This is a genomic window from Brenneria roseae subsp. roseae (genome assembly GCF_003115845.1).
In the GTDB taxonomy this organism is placed as follows: Bacteria; Pseudomonadota; Gammaproteobacteria; order Enterobacterales; family Enterobacteriaceae; genus Brenneria; species Brenneria roseae.
The window spans coordinates 1-20,466 of record NZ_KZ819042.1 but is presented as its reverse complement, the minus strand read 5'-3'; the positions used below and the strand labels follow the sequence as shown (position 1 = coordinate 20,466).

Below are 20,466 nucleotides of genomic sequence, written 5' to 3'. Positions count from 1 at the left end.
ATAACGTGAGTTGATTATGTTTTCTCTCGAACCATCAGGTAGTTGAACAGATAGGTTTCACCGGCGCTATCGAAGGTGGCGATCTGCATATGATCGTCATCCAGGCAGGTGAGCAAGATCTTGACCTGTCCTTCAAAACTGCCTTCACTTTTACCGATTGCCTGTGTCTCGTTCATCTGACGAGCGCTGAACGCCACGTCATCCAGCTTATTGCCGTATCGGAAAGCAATGGCGCCACCGCCTTCAATTTTGCCGCGTTGATTGGTCATTTCCAGACTGACGGCGTGATACGGCGCTTTCTGGTCATACATCTCTCTAAAATATTCACCCAGATTGCGGTATTCCTCATCGGATAATTTTTGCATGGTGTAAACGTAACTGAAGCTACCGTGAAAACAGGCCGCGGTTTTTACCGGGGTTATCGGCGCCGGAAGCGCATGCTGAGCAATTTGATTGAGGTAACGTAATCGGTTGAGCTGTTGCTGGTAGCGCTGACGCAGGCAGTCTTCATCCTTGCAAAGATCGCGCGAACCGAGCCAGCTGCGTTGAAACTGATTGAGCGCTTTTTCCTGTGGCGCACTGTTGTCATAGTTGGTTAAAAATGCGCGGGACGTCTTCCACTCCTGCGATAATTCTTTATCCAACTGGCCGAGCAGCGGGCTTTGGCAGATTAATTTCTCTTGCTGAGTAGTCGCCTTCTCGCAGGAAAAGCTGGCCGCTTGTCCATTGCCAGGCGATGTCAGCATCAGGCTGGCAACGGCGATGATATACAGTAATTTCATGGTTTATCCTGTAGTGTTTCCCAAAAGGCGGCGATTAACGGTTCGCTGAGCCGCTTTTTCTGTACGCAAACGCCCAGTTCAAAGGGTTCCATTGCCTGTTCGGCAAAAACGGAAACGCGATTGCGCACCGGTTCGGGACTATTTTCCAACACCACATCCGGAATGAGCGCAATACCGCAGCCCAGCGCGACCATCGACACCATCGCCTCATGACCGGATACGGTGGCATAAATTTGTGGATTAGAGATGTGGCGGCGGCGGAACCACGCGTCAATACGCTTACGCACCGGGCCGTGCTCCGGCAAAATAAACGGAATTTGCGCCCAGTCCGGATTGGGGACTTTAACCTGTGTCTGAACCGGACATGGCAGCGCGGGGATAATCAGCACCAGCGGAATTTTACCGATAGGCGTAAAATCCACGCTGGCGGGCAAGGTTTCCGGGTGTCCGGCGATGCCAAGATCGGCATCGTTTGACTGGACTTTCTCAACGGCATCGGCGGCATCGCCGGTGGTCAGTTTGATCTCCACCAGCGGATGCTCGGCGCGGAAGCGATCGAGAATCGGGGGTAAATGGCTATAAGCGGCGGTGACGGAACAGAAAATTCGCAGTTCGCCGCTAAGTGATGGACCGCGTTGACCGATGGCGTGTCGAAGCTGCTGGTATTGCAACAGCGTTTGCTGCGCGAACAGTTTCAGATGTTCCCCGGCATCGGTAAGCTGCACGGTGCGGTTATCGCGCTGAAACAACGTTTGGCCCAGGTCTTCTTCCAGCCGCTGAATTTGCCGCGACAGCGTAGAAGGGCTGATGTGCATCGCCTTGGCGGTACGGCCAAAGTGCCGACTTTCCGCCAAATGCAGAAATAATTTGAGATCACGTAAATCCATGCGATGCGAGCCTCGTTTTTACCTTGCAGATCTTGCAATATGATGTTGTTAATATATCAATTTAAGCAACGCATTTCCTGTCATATGATGGACGCTATAATTGTTTCCCATCTGGCGGGAAACCTTTCTTCGAATAACAGACAAACAAAACAGAATACGGAGCATGACATGGCTAACTATTTCAACACATTGAACCTGCGTCAGCAGTTGGCGCAATTAGGCAAGTGTCGTTTTATGGGACGTGATGAATTCGCCGATGAAGCGAGCTACCTGAAAGGTAAAAAAGTGGTGATTGTCGGCTGTGGCGCTCAGGGCCTGAACCAGGGCCTGAACATGCGTGACTCCGGTCTGGATATCGCTTATGCGCTGCGTCAGGAAGCCATTGCCGAGAAACGTGCTTCATGGCGTAAAGCCACTGAAAACGGTTTTACCGTTGGTACCTACGAAGAACTGATTCCTCAAGCCGATCTGGTGGTTAACCTGACGCCAGACAAACAGCACTCCGCCGTGGTTCAGGCTGTTCAGCCACTGATGAAGCAAGGGGCGGCGCTGGGTTACTCCCATGGTTTCAACATTGTTGAAGTTGGCGAGCAGATTCGTAAAGACATCACGGTAGTGATGGTGGCGCCGAAGTGTCCGGGTACCGAAGTGCGTGAAGAATACAAGCGTGGTTTTGGTGTGCCGACGCTGATCGCGGTTCACCCGGAAAACGATCCGAAAGGCGAAGGCATGGCGATTGCCAAAGCCTGGGCGGCGGCAACCGGTGGCCACCGTGCCGGTGTGCTGCAATCTTCTTTCGTTGCCGAAGTAAAATCCGACCTGATGGGCGAACAGACTATCCTGTGCGGTATGTTGCAGGCGGGTTCTCTGCTGAGCTTCGACAAACTGGTTGCCGATGGCGTTGACGCTGCCTATGCGGAAAAACTGATTCAGTTCGGTTGGGAAACCATTACTGAAGCGCTGAAACAAGGCGGTATCACGCTGATGATGGACCGGCTGTCCAACCCGGCGAAACTGCGTGCCTACGCGTTGTCTGAACAGCTGAAAGAGATTATGGCGCCGCTGTTCCAGAAACACATGGATGACATCATTTCCGGTGAATTTTCCAGCGGCATGATGGCTGACTGGGCGAACGACGACGTTAAGCTGCTGACCTGGCGTGAAGAAACCGGCAAAACAGCGTTTGAAAACGCGCCGCAGTTTGACGGTAAAATCTCCGAGCAGGAATATTTTGATAATGGCGTGCTGATGATCGCCATGGTGAAAGCCGGCGTTGAGCTGGCATTTGAAACCATGGTCAGCGCGGGCATCATTGAAGAATCCGCCTACTACGAATCACTGCACGAACTGCCGCTGATTGCCAATACCATCGCTCGTAAGCGCCTGTATGAAATGAACGTGGTTATCTCTGATACCGCGGAGTACGGTAACTACCTGTTCGCGAACGCCGCCGTTCCGTTGCTGAAAGAGAAGTTCATGGCTTCACTGCAACCGGGCGATCTGGGCAAAGCCGTTGCCGCGACCGAGGTAGATAACGCGCAACTGCGTGACGTTAACGAAGCGATCCGCAACCACCCGATTGAAGCGGTTGGTCGTAAACTGCGTGGCTATATGACGGATATGAAACGTATCGCTGTCGCGGGTTAACTCTATTCAGCAACGCTAACACAAGGCACGGCATCACGCTGTGCCTTTAATTTTTGTTTAACACACACTGTAAAAGCACTCCCTCTCCCCTGATGCCTTTTTGCGTATCGCGAAAATAACGACGTTAATTAATGGGGTTTCTGCCTATTTGTGTAGAAGATAACGATTATTATAATATCGACTCTATTAATGGAATATCGCGTTTATCGTCTCAATAAGGTGGTTGGGATATGTTCTATCCTACTGCGCCTGAAGGTGTATCTGTTGATGCTAATATGGCTTATCTCAAGAATAAGTACGGAAGGATAGTAGGGCCTTTAGATTATTATGATTTTTATAAGCTTGTCAGGAATAAAGGTCCCTGGGATTTTAAACAACAAAGTTCTAAATTTGAGAGTTTTGGGAATTTCCATTATGGTGCAGTCGGTTACGCTGGGGGGATCCCTGAAACCGTTTTACTGCGGGCGGCGGGCTGTGCCCAAATGAGGGCGGGAACTCATCGTCCAGATGATGGCGTATGTTGGGGTAGTGAACCTTATGGCGATGATCCAAGCGATCAGATCTATATTAAATTAGGGATCGATTATGCGAAAAGCAAAGGTTATTAAATTATTATTCTTATCTTTTACGCTAGCCATCGCCCTGCTGTTTCTTTCAATCTCAGGAATAGCCTATTATTTATTTGGCGCAAAGGATAATTATACCAAAGTTAGTGAATATAAGCTTGATAATAATATTTCTATAAATGTTTTACAGTTGGAGAATGGCGGCGCGACGGTTGGTTTCGTTTATTCTTATCGCGTTCGTAAAGACAATCAAGAACCACAGGAAATTTTGAAAACGAACACACGCGATGCGGAAATTTCGATGCAGGATGGTGTGTTGGTCATTAAAGTGGTTGGTGAGGTCTATAAACTGGATAACCGAATTCGATTTAATAACACGCAGGAAACGCTACCGACAGAAATTATCATTCAGAATTGATAAAGGGACAGTGCATGCTCCGCTAAAACCGGCTGACGCAGCGTATCGCCACGGTCTTGAAATCCGCGAAATCCCGGCTGTCGCGTAGCTGGGTCATGGCTCGTTCGCGCAGAAACGTGACGAAGAGATCGTAAATCGCCATCGCTTCCTCATATTCGTTCTTGCTGATGGCGAGCAGAAAAATAACATACGCCGTCTCATCGCCCCATTGAATCCCTTGCGGGGCCAGTACGGTATACACCACCGTTTTACGTGCCAGCAGCCCCAGCGAGTGGGGTAGCGCAATACCTTCACCGAGCATGGTGCTGACGATGGATTCACGTTCGACCACCGAGGGAAAGAAGTCGGCATCGACATAACCCTCTTTTTCCAACTGACGGCACAGTTGTTCGAAAAGCGTCTGCTGGCCCATGGGCTGGCGAATAATGCGAAAGTGGTTGGCATCAAAATATTTTTCCAGAATCCACGGCCGCGTTCTGTCCACCAGGACCAGTTTGCCGATCTGTTCCAGCTGATAGTCGGTTGGGAACGGCGTCATGATCACCACCGGTTTATCTTTTTCCATCACGCGGGCGGTGGCGATGACGAAATCCTCATCAATGGCGGCGCGCTGCTCATAGTCCCGCAGCGTCATCGTCCGGGTGACCTCAATCTGCGGGTATTTGCGCAGCAGTAGCGCCTCGATCATCCGTATCGTGGAGTTGCCGGTATCGCACACCAGCAGCACGCGGGGCTGACGCTGATAACCGATGTCGTAGTGGCGTTCCAGTCCCACGCCGATATGCAGTACCAGAAAACCAATTTCGTTTTCACTGATCACATAAGGCGAATATTTTCCCCAACTCGATACGGCCGCCAGCGTCATGTCCCACGCCATCGGATAGTGCTGTTTAATGTTGTCCAGCAGCGGATTGGGGATATTAATCTGATAGCGAACACGGGTGATCATGGTTTTGATGTGCGTCAGCAGGTCGGCGTGCAGCTGCTCATCGCCAAGCAGATTGTAATTATATTGCGTGTTGATATAGCGCAGGATGTAATTTACCAGCGCCTCATCGTCATCGGCGCTGATGGTGCTGGGGGCAATGTCCTGAATCTGGCGGGCGGCGATGTGTACTTTCAGCCAGTTTTCTTCCGCAGCTGAGAGGGGCTTACCCGTCAGTTGTTGCAGGATGTCTGCAATGCGGTGCGCTGCCTCCTGCACATTATCATCCACATCGTCATCTACATTGTCGGCGACAAACTCGGGTAAAGGGTAACCTTCGCTGATACGCCGTAAAGCAACGGCGCAATACAGCCGCAGGAACCGTTCACCTTCATCGGTCAGGCGAATATGGCATTGGCTGAAGCAATCATGGAGGATATCCGTCAGGTGCGCGAGCATGCCGGGCGTAAGCGCCTCTTCGGTGATCAACGGATTATCGTTGTCCTGCTGGGCCAGTCCCCACAGGAGATCGGTCAGACAGGCGCGGATCGCCATTTCGTCGCCAAACAGCTTCATACCGTGACGCGGGCGGGTTTCAAGGATCAGGTCATAGCGGCCGAGCCATTCGCGCACGTCCGCCATGTCGCTTTGTAACGTGGCGCGGCTGATAAACCAGGCGTCGGCCAGATCTTCCAGCTTCAGGGAAAACGCCGAGGTCAGGAAGCGCACCACCAGCGCGTGAATGCGTTCCTGAGATGTGCGCGGAATGCGCCGTGGTCGCGGACGCGTTTCCTGCAACGCCTGATAGCGGGCCGGATCGTCAATTCTCAGCCGGTAGCCGTTGCCCCGGCTGAGTACGAACTGCGCGCCGTGGCGCGCCAGCAGCGCATTGAGCGCGGTAATATCGGCGCGGACGGTACGTGTGGAAACCGACAAGCGCTGCGCCAGTTCATCCTGTGGCAGCGTCTCATTTTGCAACATATCAAACAACTGGGCTAAACGTTGATTGGAGAATTGCACTCGGGTTTCCTCTCGTATACGGGCGGCCCGCAGAACTATGCTACTCGCTGTTTCACGGTGGCGAGCAAGGTACGCACATCGTTCGGTCGGGTATCGCCACTTGCTTTATCAATAATCGAACTATAGATATGGGGGATGATTTTGCTTACCCCCGCATCCAGCGCGATTTGCAGAATATCGCCAATGTTGTCCAGATCGATGCCGCCGGTCGGCTCCAGCCAGAAATCATGGCGCGCACAGGCGGCGGCGACCGCCTGATACTCGTCCCGGCACTGAAGACCCCCCATCGGGAAATACTTAATCGAGCTGCCGCCCATGTCTTTCAACAGCGCAATCGCGGTGTCGATCGGGACGATGCCGTCAGCCTCCTGGCTGCTGCGCGGGCCGGTGGAGATTTTCACCCACCCCGGTCTGCCGGTCGGGGAAACCAGGCCGTTCACCACCGTATCATTCTGTCCAAGCAGCGCACGGCTGGTGCCCACGCCGGTAAAAACCTGATTGACGTGTTGCGGCTGCACCTCGCGGGCAATGTCGCTGACCATCGCCGACTGGTTGGGATCGCCCGCGCCAAGTCCGACGGAAAGCGCGTTATTGATAAGTCGGGCGTAGTCGCGCATATCTGCAACGGCGCTGGCCACGTCGGGGTAATTTTTGGATAGCACGCCAACCAGCACATGGCCCTCGGCGGCTTCATAGATGGCGCTGGCATTTGCTTTTGACCCCGCCAGCACATTCAGGCAAACGCGATCGCGATAAAAATTGGGGGTCAGCTTCATGCACTTTTCTCCTGATTCAGAACGTCGCGAATACGGCGGTACACAATCTCCAGCTGTTCAGCCGTGACGCTGCGTACATCCGCTTCAATAATGCCTTCGTTGGCTTTGTAGCCACGGAAATAAATCGCGTATTTGCCTTGTTTCAACGCATTGACAAGATCGCCGGTGGCCATGCCGGTGATCGCCTCGTCAAATTTGATTTCACTGCGGGCAATGTCGCGTCCGGCACCGTCCCACACCACGCGGGCGGAGACGCCATCAAGGGTATTCAACCGGCTGATGAAGGGAGTCATCTTTTCCACCATTTGCGCTCCGCTCTCTTTCGTGGCGGTGAGATAATGCTCAATCGCACAAGTCAGCCCCAGAATCCCCTCTTTGCCGATCTTCATGGCGCGGCCAATGCCGCTGGACTGGCGCTTAACCCATTCCACGTGGCGCTTTTTACCGATGACCAGCCCGCTGGTGGGGCCTTCAATCGCCTTGGCGCCGCTGTAGATAATCAGATCGGCGCCGGCCCGGTAATAGCATAGCAAGTCTTCCTCGGCTGCCGCGTCGACGATCAGCGGCAGGTGATGTTCACGCGCGACCGCCGCCGCCTGATCTACGCTGAGCATGCTTTTCTGCACGCAGTGATGGGATTTGATGTACAGAATAGCGGCGGTGCGCGGCGTGATGGCCGCGGCGAGCTGCCCGGCCGAACATTCGTTGGCGTATCCGGCTTCCACCACCTTGCCGCCGCCGAGCGCCACCATGGTGCCGACCGGCGCGCCAAAGTTGACGTTATGGCCTTTCGGCAACAGGATGTCGTTGTTTTCGATGGAGGTAACGTGCAGGTTTTCCAGCAGCCAGTCGTTGTCTTTCACCAGAATGGCGGCAACCGCCTGTGCGATCCCGGCAGAGGCGCAGGACACGACGGTGGCGGCTTCCACGTTCAACAACTGCGCGATGTAGTCGCCGGTTTTATTCACCAGATCTTTCATCTCAAAATAGTGATTCATGCCGGCGGTGACGGCGTCCACCACTTCCGGGCGTGGGATAGACACCCCCAGCATCGTCATGCGCCCGGAGGCGTTGATAACCTGTTTTAAATCGTATTTTTCATAAATCGACGGCATGTAAAGCTCTCCCGTGTTCAGTCAGAAACCCCTTGCCCGCGCGTATGGCGGCCAGCGGAACCAAAATATGTTCGGCCTGAAGGCTGTCGTTTTCGCTATCGGCAAAAACGACGGGCTCGCGATTAAGATCAAAAATCGTCAGGTCGGCATCAAGTCCTACGGCCAGGCGGCCTTTGTGCGTCAGACGCAACCCGTCGGCGGCGTTGGCGGTTACACAGTCAATGACCTGTGGGAGCGACATGCCGATGGCGAGAAATTTGGACATCACATGCGCCAGGCTATATACCGGCCCATTGATACGGTTACGGCAATAGATATCTGAACTGATGGTGTGCGGAAAAATGCCCTGGCTTATCGCCTGTCTGGCGACCGCGAAGCTGAAGCTGGCGGAGCCGTGCCCGATATCAAGCCGTACGCCGCGCTCAAGCGCGCGGAGGATCGCGGCGCGGAGTTCGCCCGCCGGGGTCAGAATACGGTTCGGTTTGCCGTTATAGCAGTGCGTGATGATGTCGCCGGAAGTGAGCAAGGCCGCAATGTCGTCCAGATTTGGCGGGGTGTTGCCAATATGCACCATCAGCGGCAGGTCGCCGTTTTCCTGCTGGATCGCTTTGGCTCGTTGCAGCGGCGTGATGCCGTTGTCGCCCACCACGCTGCTGCTCATGCGCGCCTTGATGCCCACGATAAAATCAGGGTGGCGTGCCACCGCGTCGCGCACGGCAGCGCTGTCGATATGCGTCAGGTCGGCCAGCTCGTTCTGAGCGATCAGACCGACACGGGAAATATTCAACAGCGCGTAAACCTCGGTCGTGGCTTCACGCGTCAGGCGATAAAAATCGTCCACGTCGTCCGCGCCGGCGCTGCCCGCGTCCACCACGGTGGTGACGCCGGTGGCGATCCCCACGCTGTCCGGTTCGTCGTGATAGATCGGCGATGCCGGGTAGCAGTGAACGTGGGAGTCAATCCAGCCGGCGCTGACGTAGTGTTCCCCCTGAAGATCGCATTCCTTGCGTGCCGGGCCGGATAAATCGCCCAGCGCCGCGATGCGTCCATCCTGAAGGGCGATATCAATCAGCGTATCGTCCACCAGCCGTGCGCGGCGAAGCAGTAAATCAAACATGCGTGTCTCCTGTCGGGACGGACGCTATCGCGCCCGCCAGATTAGCTGATGGCCACCGGGAAAAACGAACCGAAGAGCATCGCGCCCAGAATCGCACCGCCGGTGATGGGTTTCTGCCACAGGTAAAAAAGCAGGGAACCAATCAGTGAGCCGATACCAATCGGGATCGACGCGGTCATCGCGCTGAGAATAATCAGCGGCCCGAGGAAGCGGCCGGACGCGTTGCCCGCGCCCATCATGACATCGGCGCCGTAGGTGGAATCGCTCTGGTTGATGGTAAATTTACGCGCCAGAATGATGAGATAGCCAATCGCCAGACCGATCACCAGACCGGTTATCAACGAGGCGACGAAGTTGGCGACCGGGAACACAAACCCGGCGCCGAGCAGCAGCGCCGGTATGCCCAGCCCTACGCCGGTCTGAATGGCGCCGCCGATATCCAGAATCCCCACCAGCGAACCTTCAATGATGCGGGCGAACAGGAAACTCGCGCCAAACGCCGCCACCGCGCCGTAAACGCCGGTATCCATTCCGGCGCGCAGCATGGAAACGAACGCCACTTCGTTGAAGGCGCCGATACCGTAGAGGTAGTACATGTGCGTACCGGCGAATACCCCTGACGAGAGCAGGCCGACAAAGATCGGAAATGACCAGTCGGCATACCAAAACCCTTTATTCTCTTCCATTTTTGGCTCCTGTTATTTTCCGCTCATCAGGTGATGAATACGATCCAGCCAGTCCGGCACGGTCAGATTGAAGGATTCGATCATATTCATGTCGAAACCCCGGAAGAAAGCGCTCAGGACGAACAGCGCGACAATGGCCGTCATCATCACCTTGGTGACGCGGTTCCAGCCGCTCTCTTCGACGCCTTTGCCTATCAGGATACCGAGTACCAGACCCGGTACGGCGTTGCCCATAATGAGCTGCGCCGCGCCGCCAAATACGGTTGCCCAGAAACCTGATTTCTTGCCCGCATCAATCGCCGCCAGCCAGAAAATCACCGGCATCACGGTATTGACCAGCAGGTTGGCGGCCGGCACCAGCACTTTCACCGCCGTCACCTGCAAGGCTTCCGGCACCGAGGACGCGGTCAGGTTCAGGAAGGTGACGACAATCATGCCGATGATGCCGCAGGCAATCGCCATTTTTCTTGGATCGTGCAGCGTTTCCGCCACGTTGCGGTTTTTTATCATCAGGGCCGCAGCGCCCCAGTTGGGAATGATGCGATGGTCAACGTCCTGGGTGAAAGCGCCCGCCGCCACCGATGAGGCCCAGGCGTTGAAGAAGAAGCCCAGACCGAAGGAGAAGTGAGAGGCGGGATCGCCTTCACAGGCATTCAATTCGCCCAGTGTACGAAACGCGCCCATCCCTTGCGTGGTGGGGGCATGGAACATACGCGCCGCCCCGGCACCGACACCCACGCCGACCAGCGCGCCGATGATGAGCGATTTTATTAATATTATTAAGAACATCAGCCAGCCCTTTCATGTTGAACAACTTGTCGTTTAAACAGTCAGGTTTGCGTGACAAAATCCACGTTATCGAGATTAATGGCCGTCACGTTGACGGTGACATCCAGCTCGACGCTGAATGTGCGTCGTTCCCGGCGCAGAAAGAAAAACAGAAACGCCTCTTTACGCACCGCTTCACGCGCATGAGCAACCTGCACATCCTGTGGCTCAATACGCAGTAAAATGTGAGGGGAAGACTGCATAACCGTTGCCTGAACGTGGTTCAGCGCGTCGGCAAAGGCTCTGGTCTTGGTCTCCCCCTTGCCGCGAACCCTAACCGTGGTGGTAAATTGCGTTTTCATGGTCAGGCACCGTATTTCTTCTTCCAGGCTTCTACCAGACGCTCACCCAGCTCTTCTTTGTCCATAAAGCCAAAGCCCAGCACGTTGCAGCCGTCGTTGATAGCCGTTACGCCTTCCTCGACCGAACGCATGCCGTATCTGGCTTTGTAGCCATGCTTATTCTGCGCCGTGATCGCCCCTGCGCCGCCGCTGCCGCAGAAGGAGATACCGAAGGTGGCGTTTTCCACTTTCATTACATCGCCGAGCTTCATATCAGCGGCCATGCCGGGCACGACCACCGCACGGCCACCCGCTTTCTCGACGCCGGCCGCGACTTTCTGACCTTTTCCCAGACGATCGCCAATGACTACGGTAATTTTCTCCATCACTCACTCCTGAACAGTTAAAGGTTCTCTTTTGCCACTTCGAAGTGGACCGACAGCAGCCAGGCCTCTTCATCGGGAAGATTGCCAAATTCCATCACGACTTCACGCGCCAGACGCATGGAGTCGGCAGAAATCTCTTCGAACAGGTTGGCCTCCACGTCCGGCAGCGGTTCGCCGGTCACCGACCGGTGCGCCATCGCCCGTACATGGGATACCAGCATCTGTTTCTGCACCCCATTCGGGGTGATGTTATGGCGTTTGAGTAATTCGCCGATCCATACCAACATCCGATCGGCGAGTTGTTCGCTTTGCTCTGCTTCACGACTCCCGGTTTTGTTCATTACCGCTCCGTTATTCACATGTCGTATCTGATTTAATGGTGTTGAATGCACACTACCGCCAGAGAAGAAGGGTTTGTAGCGAGTTGTTTTCCACTTCAAAGTGGAAATCCGGAAGGCATTAGTGATCCAGACCACATAATTTCAGTGAGTAACGATATCGCCGGGAAACGGATGAATCATGCCGGGGCGGGGGAGGTGAAGGGGAAGTAACACGCCGTCTCCCCCGTTTGGTTGTCTGGGGTGGGGGATCCGCCAGACGATCAAGGCGCCGCGAACGGCGCCTGTCGCGATCAGATCGATTTGAATTCCGCTTCCGCTTTATTGAAACGCTCGGTAATCGCTGGAGATGGCGCACGGCCTAGCAGACTGACGACAAAAATGGTCAGGCTGCCAAACACAAAACCGGGGATGATTTCATACAGCCCCAGCCAGCCATACTGTTTCCAGATTAGCACGGTCGCTGCGCCGACAATCATCCCGAGCAGCGCGCCGTTGCGGGTCATCCGCGACCACAGCAGGGAAATCAGGATCACCGGACCGAAAGCCGCGCCGAAACCGGCCCAGGCATAGCTGACCAGCCCCAGCACGCGATTCTCCGGGTTTGCCGACAGGATGATGGCGATGGCCGCCACCAGCAGCACCATCGCCCTGCCGACCCACACCAGCTCTTTCTGCGTGGCTTTGGGGCGTAAAAATGGACGGTATAAATCCTCGGTGATCGCGCTGGAGCAGACCAGAAGCTGGCAGCTTAAGGTGCTCATGACCGCCGCCAGGATCGCCGACAGCAGAACGCCGGCAATCCACGGGTTGAACAACAGCATCGAGAGTTCAATAAACACACGCTCACTGTTTTGCGACACGTTACCCGCTTGTTCCGGGTGGTTGGTAAAGTAGGCAATGCCGAAGAAGCCGACGGCCACCGCTCCCGCCAGACACAGGATCATCCAGGTCATACTGATACGGCGTGCGCTGTGAATGGTGTGATGAGAATCCGCGGCCATAAAGCGCGCCAGGATATGAGGCTGTCCGAAGTAACCAAGACCCCAGCCCATCAGTGAAATGATGGCGACGAAATTCAGACCCTTAAACATATCCAGATTGGCGGGATTGTTCGCTTCAATCACCATCAGCGAGGTATCAATATTGCCCAGCGACAGGATTACCATCACGGGCGTCAGGATCAGGGCGAAGATCATCAGGCTGGCTTGTACCGTATCCGTCCAGCTCACCGCCAGAAATCCGCCGATAAACGTATAGGCGATGGTCGCGGCGGCGCCGGCCCATAACGCAGTGTCATAGCTCATATCAAAGGTGCTTTCGAACAGACGGGCGCCGGCCACGACGCCAGAGGCGCAGTAAATAGTGAAAAATATCAGAATAATCAGCGCGGAAATCACCCGCAGTAATTTGCTGGTGTCTTCAAAACGGTGAGTAAAGTAATCTGGCAGCGTCAGCGCGTTATGGTTGACTTCGGTATGAACGCGTAAACGGCCGGCCACCCATTTCCAGTTAAGGTAGGCTCCGATCGTCAGGCCGATGGCGATCCAGCTTTCAGAGATGCCGGAGATGAAGACGGCGCCAGGCAATCCCATCAGAAGCCAACCGCTCATGTCTGATGCGCCGGCTGAGAGCGCCGTCACCACGCTTCCCATTTTACGTCCGCCCAGAATGTAATCGCCAAAACTATTGGTGGCGCGATAGGCGAACAGGCCGATGAGTACCATCCCAAGGATATACACCAGAAACGTCACCAGCATTGGTGTGCTCATTGTCATTCAATTCTCCACTTTCATTATTATTCGCACACCCTTCACGGCGGCGGTGTGTGTTGTATTTATTACTCTGGCCGGAACGAGGCGCAGATACGGCTTTCATTTTTCATGCTACTGCCGGTATTGGCAATCTATTGGAGATGCAGATGCCTGTAGGTTGCAACCGACTACATTTGTTAACAAGGTTGCACAAAGTTGCAACGTGATCGATATTGACGTTGGCTATGTGTCCTTTTCAATCACAGGAGTGGGGCGAATGGGTTCTACCACGATGGGTGTAAAACTCGACGAGGCAATGCGTGACCGGATCAAAGCAGCGGCACAGCGGATCGATCGCACGCCGCACTGGCTTATCAAACAGGCCATTTTTAATTATCTCGAACGCCTCGAAAGTGGCACCGACACTCCAGAGATACCACAACCGGCTGCGTTCAGCCAAATTGAAGCGGAAGAGATTATGCCGCAATCTCAGGAAGAAGAAACCCATCAACCCTTTCTTGATTTTGCAGAACAGGTACTAGCCCAGTCCGTTATTCGTGCCGCCATCACTTCTTCTTATCGTCGTCCTGAAACCGAACTGGTGCCGATATTACTTGAACAGGTAAAACTTCCGGCGGAAATGGCGCAATTGACGCAGAAAATGGCCCATCGCCTGGCGGAGCGCCTGCGAGGACAAAAAGGCGCCACCGGGCGTGCTGGCATGGTACAGGGATTACTACAGGAATTTTCACTTTCTTCTCAGGAAGGCGTGGCGCTGATGTGCCTGGCTGAAGCATTGCTGCGCATTCCCGACAGGCCCACGCGTGATGCGCTGATTCGCGATAAAATCAGTACCGGCGACTGGCGTGCGCATCTTGGTCGCAGCACATCGCTGTTTGTTAACGCCGCGACCTGGGGACTGTTATTCACCGGTAAGCTGGTTGCCACGCACAATGAGGCGAACCTGTCGAATTCACTGAACCGGATCATTGGAAAAAGCGGTGAACCGTTGATTCGTAAAGGCGTGGATATGGCGATGCGTCTGATGGGCGAGCAGTTTGTGACAGGCGAAAACATTGCTGAAGCGTTGGCGAATGCCCGCAAACTGGAGGCGCAGGGATTCCGCTATTCCTATGACATGCTCGGGGAAGCGGCGCTAACGGAGAAGGATGCCGCCGCTTATCTGGCGTCTTACAGCCAGGCGATTCATGCCATCGGAAAAGCATCCAATGGCCGGGGCATCTATGAGGGACCGGGCATTTCCATCAAGCTGTCCGCCCTGCATCCCCGCTATAGCCGGGCGCAATATGAGCGGGTGATGGAAGAGTTGTATCCACGTCTGTTGTCGCTCACATTACAGGCCCGCCAGTATGACATTGGGATTAATATCGATGCGGAAGAGGCGGATCGACTGGAGATCTCCCTCGATCTGCTGGAAAAACTCTGTTTTGAGCCACAGTTGGCTGGCTGGAATGGCATTGGATTTGTCATTCAGGCTTACCAGAAACGTTGCCCGTTTGTCATTGATGCCATCATCGACATGGCCCAGCGCAGCCATCGACGTCTGATGATTCGTCTGGTGAAAGGCGCCTATTGGGACAGTGAAATCAAACGCGCGCAGGTTGATGGACTTGAAGGCTATCCGGTCTATACCCGCAAGGTGTATACCGATGTGTCCTATCTGGCCTGTGCGCGTAAATTACTGGCGGCGCCCAACCTGATTTATCCCCAGTTCGCCACGCATAACGCACAAACCTTAAGTGCGGTTTACCATCTGGCTGGCAACAATTATTACCCCGGCCAGTACGAATTCCAATGTCTGCACGGCATGGGTGAACCGCTTTATGAACAGGTGGTGGGCAAGGTTGCCGAAGGAAAACTGAATCGTCCGTGCCGCATTTATGCGCCGGTCGGAACGCATGAAACGCTACTGGCCTATCTGGTGCGCCGTCTGCTGGAAAATGGCGCCAATACTTCCTTTGTGAACCGTATTGCCGATTCGACCCTGCCGCTTGAGAAACTGGTGGCCGATCCCATCAGCGACGTAGCCGCGCTGGCGGCGGCGGAAGGTCGAATCGGCCTTCCGCATCCCCGAATTCCTTTACCCCGCCATTTGTACGGCGATGCGCGGCATAACGCCAGCGGGCTCGACCTGTCCAATGAACACCGTCTTGCTTCACTATCCAGCGCGTTGCTGACCAGCGCGGCACTGCTCTGGCAAGCCGCGCCGGTAATTGACGGCGAATCTGAACCGGAAGCGGCAAAACCCGTGCTCAATCCTGCTGAGTCGCGTGACATCGTGGGATATGTGCGTGAAGCCAGCGACCGGGATGTTGCCCGGGCGCTGGAAGCCTCCGTCAAGGCCGCAGCGATCTGGTTTGCCACACCGCCAGCAGAGCGTGCAGGCGTACTGAACAAGGCGGCCGATATGATGGAAAGTCAGTTGCAGCAACTGCTGGGGTTATTGGTTCGCGAAGCCGGTAAAACGTTCGGCAATGGGATTGCCGAAGTGCGTGAGGCGGTTGATTTCTTACGCTATTACGCCGCTCAGGTACGCGAAACGTTTGCCAATGATTCCCATCGGCCGCTGGGGCCGGTGGTTTGCATTAGCCCGTGGAATTTCCCGTTGGCAATTTTTACCGGACAGATTGCCGCCGCGCTGGCGGCGGGTAACAGCGTTCTGGCGAAACCCGCCGAACAAACTCCGCTGATTGCGGCTCAGGCCGTGCGTATCCTGCTGGAGGCGGGCGTACCTGCCGGCGTATTGCAATTGTTGCCGGGGCGGGGGGAAACCGTGGGCGCCGCGCTGGTCAATGACAGCCGGGTGCGGGGCGTCATGTTTACCGGATCGACCGACGTCGCCGCTCTGCTGCAACGCAGCATCGCCGGACGGCTGGATCCGCAGGGGCGTCTTACGCCGCTGATTGCCGAAACCGGCGGGTTGAATGCCATGATCGTTGATTCCTCCGCGCTGACCGAGCAGGTGGTTAACGATGTCGTCGCTTCTGCATTTGACAGTGCCGGTCAGCGCTGTTCGGCATTGCGTATTCTGTGTATTCAGGAGGAGGTCGCGGATCATACGCTGCAAATGCTGCGTGGGGCGATGGCCGAATGCCGGATGGGCAACCCGGAACGTTTGTCCACCGATATTGGTCCGCTGATTGATGCGGATGCGAAACAGTCTATTGAACGGCATATTCAGCGTATGCGGGCGAAGGGACGCGAGGTGTTCCAGCCAGCATCACCGCCGCAGGATGAACAGCAATGGTCGCGGGGAGCGTTCGTCAAACCGACGCTTATCGAGTTGCAAAGCGTAGACGAACTGCAACAAGAGGTGTTTGGCCCGGTATTGCACGTTGTGCGGTATCAAAGCCAACATCTCAACGCGCTGATCGAACAGATTAATGCGGCAGGGTACGGTTTGACGCTGGGTTTGCACACGCGTATTGACGAAACCATCGCGCGCGTGACCGGTAACGCCAGAGTGGGCAATCAATATGTCAACCGCAATATGGTGGGCGCCGTGGTCGGCGTTCAGCCATTTGGCGGGGAAGGACTCTCTGGTACCGGGCCGAAAGCGGGCGGACCGCTTTATCTGTATCGGCTGTTGTCACACAAACCGGATGATGCGGTGCTGAATGGACTGGCCCATCAGGATCGTGAGCAAACCGTGGATGCCAGCGTGCGAGAGACGTTATTGACGGCGTTGGGGGCTTTGGAAAAATGGGCGATTGCCGGGCATCATCGCGAGTTGGCGGTGATATGCCAGCAGTATGCGGCGCATGGATTGGGGGGCACCACGCGTCTGCTGCCGGGGCCGACGGGGGAACGCAATGCCTATACGCTGGTGCCGCGTGAACGCGTGTTGTGTCTGGCGGACAACGACGAGGATGCGCTGATTCAACTGGCCGCGGTGTTGGCAACGGGAGGACGCGTGCTGTGGACGGATACGTCATTATTGCAGACGCTGTATCGCCGTTTACCGGGTGTTGTTCAATCGCGAATTCAGTTCAGTCAGGACTGGCAGCAAGACGATCGGATATTTGATGCGGCGATCTATCATGGCGATGCGGATCAATTGCGCCAACTGAACCAACAGCTTGCGGAACGTCGTGGCCCGATTGTTTCCGTACAGGGCTTTACTCGCGGTGAGATCCATATCTCGCTGGAGCGACTGCTGTATGAACGTTCGCTGAGTATTAATACCGCTGCTGCGGGAGGCAACGCCAGCCTGATGACAATCGGCTAGGTTACGGTGAGGTATCCTTGCCGGGCAATGGCCGTTGCGTCCGGCAAGGCGTGTAGAAGGGATTAATTGCGGTACAACACCTTAATCAGATGATAGCCGAACTGGGTTTTCACCGGGCCAACGGGTTTCAGCAATTCGCAGGAAAAGACTGCTTTATCAAAGGCGGGGACCATATCACCCTTGCGGAATTCACCTAAATCGCCGCCGTTACGTTTTGACGGGCAGGTGGAATACTGTTGTGCCAGTTTCTGAAAGTCGGCCCCCTGCTCCAGCTGGGCCAGAATGTCGTTGGCCTGCTGTTCGGTATCGACCAGAATATGCAGTGCGGCTGCGGTATTTGCCATTATAGTTACCTTTATTTAAGAGGAAGATTCCTGTGCGCAATGTAACATCTGCAACGTCAGATGTGGACTGCGACGTGCTTTCCGTGATGAATAAATCCCCGCTCAAGATCGATTCTGCTTTCTGCTACAATCCCTTTCCGTTTGATGAGTGAGCAATATCGTTATGCGTTTAAACCCCAGCCAACAACACGCAGTCGAATTCGTTACCGGCCCTTGCCTGGTGCTGGCGGGGGCCGGCTCGGGTAAAACACGCGTTATTACCAATAAAATTGCGCATTTAATCCGTCAGTGCGGGTATCAGGCCCGCCATATCGCCGCGGTAACCTTCACCAATAAAGCCGCGCGCGAGATGAAGGAACGAGTCGCGCAAACGCTGGGCCGCAAAGAAACTCGCGGACTGATGATCGCCACCTTCCATACGCTGGGGTTGGAGATCATCAAACGCGAGTATGCGGCGCTGGGGATGAAAGCCAACTTTTCCCTGTTTGACGATCAGGATCAAATGGCTTTGCTGAAAGAGCTGACGGAGCCGTGGCTGGAAAACGATAAGACGCTGTTGCAGCAATTAACGTCAACGATCTCAGGCTGGAAAAACGACCTTGTCGATCCCGCCGGTGCGGCTGCTATGGCGCGCTCTGAACGCGATAAGCTGTTTGTTCACTGTTATTCGCTGTATCACGACCATCTGCGCGCCTGTAACGTATTGGATTTTGACGATTTGATCCTGCTGCCGACGCAGCTGTTCAAACGTAACGATGAAGTACGGGAACGCTGGCAGAATCGCTTACGCTATTTGCTGGTGGATGAATATCAGGATACCAACACCAGCCAGTATGAACTGGTGAAATTGCTGGTGGGCAGCCGCGCACGTTTTACCGTGGTGGGCGATGACGACCAGTCGATTTATTCCTGGCGTGGCGCCCGTCCGCAGAATTTGGTGCTGTTACAGCAGGATTTCCCGAAGCTGGAGGTCATCAAGCTGGAGCAGAACTACCGTTCTTCCGGCCGAATTCTGAAGGCGGCCAATATTCTGATTGCCAACAACCCGCATGTGTTTGAAAAACGGCTGTTCTCGGAGCTGGGCTATGGCGATGAGCTGAAAGTGATTACCGCCAACAACGAGGATCATGAGGCTGAACGGGTGGTTGGCGAACTGATCGCTCATCATTTCATTAAAAAGACCCAGTATGGCGACTATGCCATTCTGTATCGCGGCAATCACCAGTCACGCCTGTTTGAAAAAATGCTGATGCAGAACCGGATCCCTTACCGAATTTCTGGCGGCACGTCGTTTTTCTCGCGTCCCGAGATCAAGGATCTGCTGGCGTATTTACGTGTTTTAACCAATCCGGATGACGACAGCGCGTTCTTGCGCATCGTCAATACGCCGCGGCGAGAGATTGGCCCGGCGACATTGAAAAAGCTGGGAGAGTGGGCGAACCAGCGAAACAAAAGCCTGTTTAACGCCAGTTTTGACCTTGGGCTCGGTCAATCGCTGACCGGGCGTGGCTTGGAATCCCTGCAACGGTTTACGCAGTGGCTGTCAGATATCGCTCGTCTGGCCGATCGTGAACCGGTGGCGGCGGTCCGCGATCTGATCCACGGACTGGATTACGAAAGCTGGTTGTATGAAACCTCGCCCAGCCCCAAAGCCGCAGAAATGCGGATGAAAAACGTGAATCAGCTTTTTAGCTGGATGACGGAAATGCTCGAAGGGTCGGATTTGGATGAACCCATGACGCTGACGCAAGTCGTTACGCGTTTCACCTTGCGGGATATGATGGAGCGGGGAGAAAACGAAGAAGAGCTGGATCAGGTGCAGTTAATGACGCTGCACGCCTCAAAGGGCCTCGAGTTTCCCTATGTGTTTCTGGTCGGTATGGAAGAGGGGCTTCTGCCGCATCAAAGCAGCATTGATGAAGATAATGTCGATGAAGAGCGGCGGCTGGCGTATGTCGGTATCACCCGCGCTCAGCGCGAACTGATATTTACCCTGTGCAAAGAGCGGCGTCAGTACGGGGAATTGGTACGTCCCGAACCCAGCCGTTTCCTGCTCGAGTTACCGCAGGATGATTTGATTTGGGAAACCGAGCGGAAAGTGGTCAGTGCTCAGGAACGGATGCAGAAGGGACAAAGCCACCTGGCCAGCATCCGCGCGCAGTTGGCGAAAGCCAAGGGGGAGTAGAACTCTCTCAGACTGATGACAACGCCCTGAGCGCCATGCTCAGAGACACCGCAGTACCACTGTGTTTTGTGCATTAATTTCCGTTATTCATCGTTGAAATCTTTCAAATAGACTGCCGTCTCACATCATTAAGTCAAACTTCCAGAGTAAGTACCAATTCTG

18 protein-coding genes are annotated in these 20,466 nt (G+C 54.8%); 5 read left to right on the top strand and 13 right to left on the bottom strand.

Going from position 1 to position 20,466, the window contains the following annotated elements; genetic code table 11:
• Positions 1–14: 14 nt before the first annotated feature.
• Complete coding sequence (locus DDT52_RS19995) at positions 15–782, bottom strand: lysozyme inhibitor LprI family protein (RefSeq protein WP_136157903.1); 768 nt, start codon at positions 780–782, stop codon at positions 15–17.
• On the bottom strand, positions 779–1,669 hold the full coding sequence (ilvY, locus tag DDT52_RS19990; protein WP_136157902.1) for an HTH-type transcriptional activator IlvY: 891 nt from the start codon (positions 1,667–1,669) through the stop codon (positions 779–781). The genes DDT52_RS19995 and ilvY overlap by 4 nt, the downstream gene beginning before the upstream one ends.
• Positions 1,670–1,837: 168 nt before the next feature.
• Between ilvY and ilvC the strand changes: the two genes are divergently transcribed.
• From ilvC to DDT52_RS19975, 3 genes are all read left to right on the top strand, one after another.
• Positions 1,838–3,316 carry a ketol-acid reductoisomerase gene (ilvC, locus tag DDT52_RS19985; protein ID WP_136157901.1) on the top strand — a complete coding sequence of 493 codons (1,479 nt, stop codon included), beginning with the start codon at positions 1,838–1,840 and terminating at the stop codon, positions 3,314–3,316.
• 230 nt (positions 3,317–3,546) lie between these two features.
• The gene (locus DDT52_RS19980) at positions 3,547–3,924 is read left to right on the top strand and encodes a polymorphic toxin type 44 domain-containing protein (RefSeq protein WP_168709812.1); all 378 of its coding nucleotides are present in this window, start codon (positions 3,547–3,549) and stop codon (positions 3,922–3,924) included.
• Positions 3,902–4,300, top strand: a complete 399-nt coding sequence (locus tag DDT52_RS19975; protein WP_247595601.1) for a hypothetical protein — start codon at positions 3,902–3,904, stop codon at positions 4,298–4,300. Before DDT52_RS19980 ends, DDT52_RS19975 begins: the two co-directional genes overlap by 23 nt.
• 22 nt (positions 4,301–4,322) lie before the next feature.
• On the opposite strand, the gene DDT52_RS19970 is transcribed toward DDT52_RS19975, so the two are convergent.
• From DDT52_RS19970 to putP, 10 genes are all read right to left on the bottom strand, one after another.
• Positions 4,323–6,245, bottom strand: a complete 1,923-nt coding sequence (locus tag DDT52_RS19970; RefSeq protein WP_136157900.1) for a BglG family transcription antiterminator — start codon at positions 6,243–6,245, stop codon at positions 4,323–4,325.
• Between the two features lie 35 nt (positions 6,246–6,280).
• Complete coding sequence (gene dagF / locus DDT52_RS19965) at positions 6,281–7,021, bottom strand: 2-dehydro-3-deoxy-phosphogluconate aldolase (protein WP_136157899.1); 741 nt, start codon at positions 7,019–7,021, stop codon at positions 6,281–6,283.
• Positions 7,018–8,136, bottom strand: coding sequence for a DgaE family pyridoxal phosphate-dependent ammonia lyase (locus DDT52_RS19960; RefSeq protein ID WP_136157898.1), 1,119 nt, complete (start codon positions 8,134–8,136; stop codon positions 7,018–7,020). Before DDT52_RS19960 ends, dagF begins: the two co-directional genes overlap by 4 nt.
• Complete coding sequence (locus DDT52_RS19955; protein WP_136157897.1) at positions 8,120–9,253, bottom strand: amidohydrolase/deacetylase family metallohydrolase; 1,134 nt, start codon at positions 9,251–9,253, stop codon at positions 8,120–8,122. Before DDT52_RS19955 ends, DDT52_RS19960 begins: the two co-directional genes overlap by 17 nt.
• Before the next feature lie 41 nt (positions 9,254–9,294).
• On the bottom strand, positions 9,295–9,939 hold the full coding sequence (locus DDT52_RS19950) for a DUF4310 family protein (protein ID WP_136157896.1): 645 nt from the start codon (positions 9,937–9,939) through the stop codon (positions 9,295–9,297).
• 12 nt (positions 9,940–9,951) lie between these two features.
• A complete protein-coding gene (locus tag DDT52_RS19945) occupies positions 9,952–10,728 on the bottom strand; it encodes a DUF4311 domain-containing protein (RefSeq protein ID WP_109491357.1) in 777 nt (258 codons plus the stop codon).
• A gap of 41 nt (positions 10,729–10,769) precedes the next feature.
• A complete protein-coding gene (locus tag DDT52_RS19940) occupies positions 10,770–11,069 on the bottom strand; it encodes a DUF4312 family protein (protein WP_136157895.1) in 300 nt (99 codons plus the stop codon).
• Between the two features lie 2 nt (positions 11,070–11,071).
• Entirely contained in the window at positions 11,072–11,434 is a 363-nt protein-coding gene (locus DDT52_RS19935; RefSeq protein WP_136157894.1) for an SFCGS family glycine-rich protein, read from the bottom strand.
• Positions 11,435–11,451: 17 nt separating this feature from the next.
• Complete coding sequence (locus tag DDT52_RS19930) at positions 11,452–11,793, bottom strand: glycine dehydrogenase (protein WP_136157915.1); 342 nt, start codon at positions 11,791–11,793, stop codon at positions 11,452–11,454.
• 272 nt (positions 11,794–12,065) lie between these two features.
• Positions 12,066–13,550 (bottom strand): sodium/proline symporter PutP, encoded by a 1,485-nt coding sequence (putP, locus tag DDT52_RS19925; protein WP_136157893.1) that lies wholly within the window; start codon positions 13,548–13,550, stop codon positions 12,066–12,068.
• 253 nt (positions 13,551–13,803) lie between these two features.
• Here putP and putA point away from each other — a divergent pair, with 253 nt between their 5' ends.
• Positions 13,804–17,775, top strand: coding sequence for a trifunctional transcriptional regulator/proline dehydrogenase/L-glutamate gamma-semialdehyde dehydrogenase (gene putA, locus DDT52_RS19920; protein ID WP_136157892.1), 3,972 nt, complete (start codon positions 13,804–13,806; stop codon positions 17,773–17,775).
• A gap of 62 nt (positions 17,776–17,837) precedes the next feature.
• Here the strand turns inward: putA and ppiC are convergent, their stop codons facing one another.
• Complete coding sequence (gene ppiC, locus DDT52_RS19915) at positions 17,838–18,119, bottom strand: peptidylprolyl isomerase PpiC (protein WP_109491351.1); 282 nt, start codon at positions 18,117–18,119, stop codon at positions 17,838–17,840.
• A gap of 163 nt (positions 18,120–18,282) precedes the next feature.
• On the opposite strand from ppiC, the gene rep reads away from it, so the two are divergent.
• Positions 18,283–20,304 (top strand): DNA helicase Rep, encoded by a 2,022-nt coding sequence (gene rep, locus DDT52_RS19910; protein ID WP_136157891.1) that lies wholly within the window; start codon positions 18,283–18,285, stop codon positions 20,302–20,304.
• Positions 20,305–20,466: the final 162 nt, after the last annotated feature.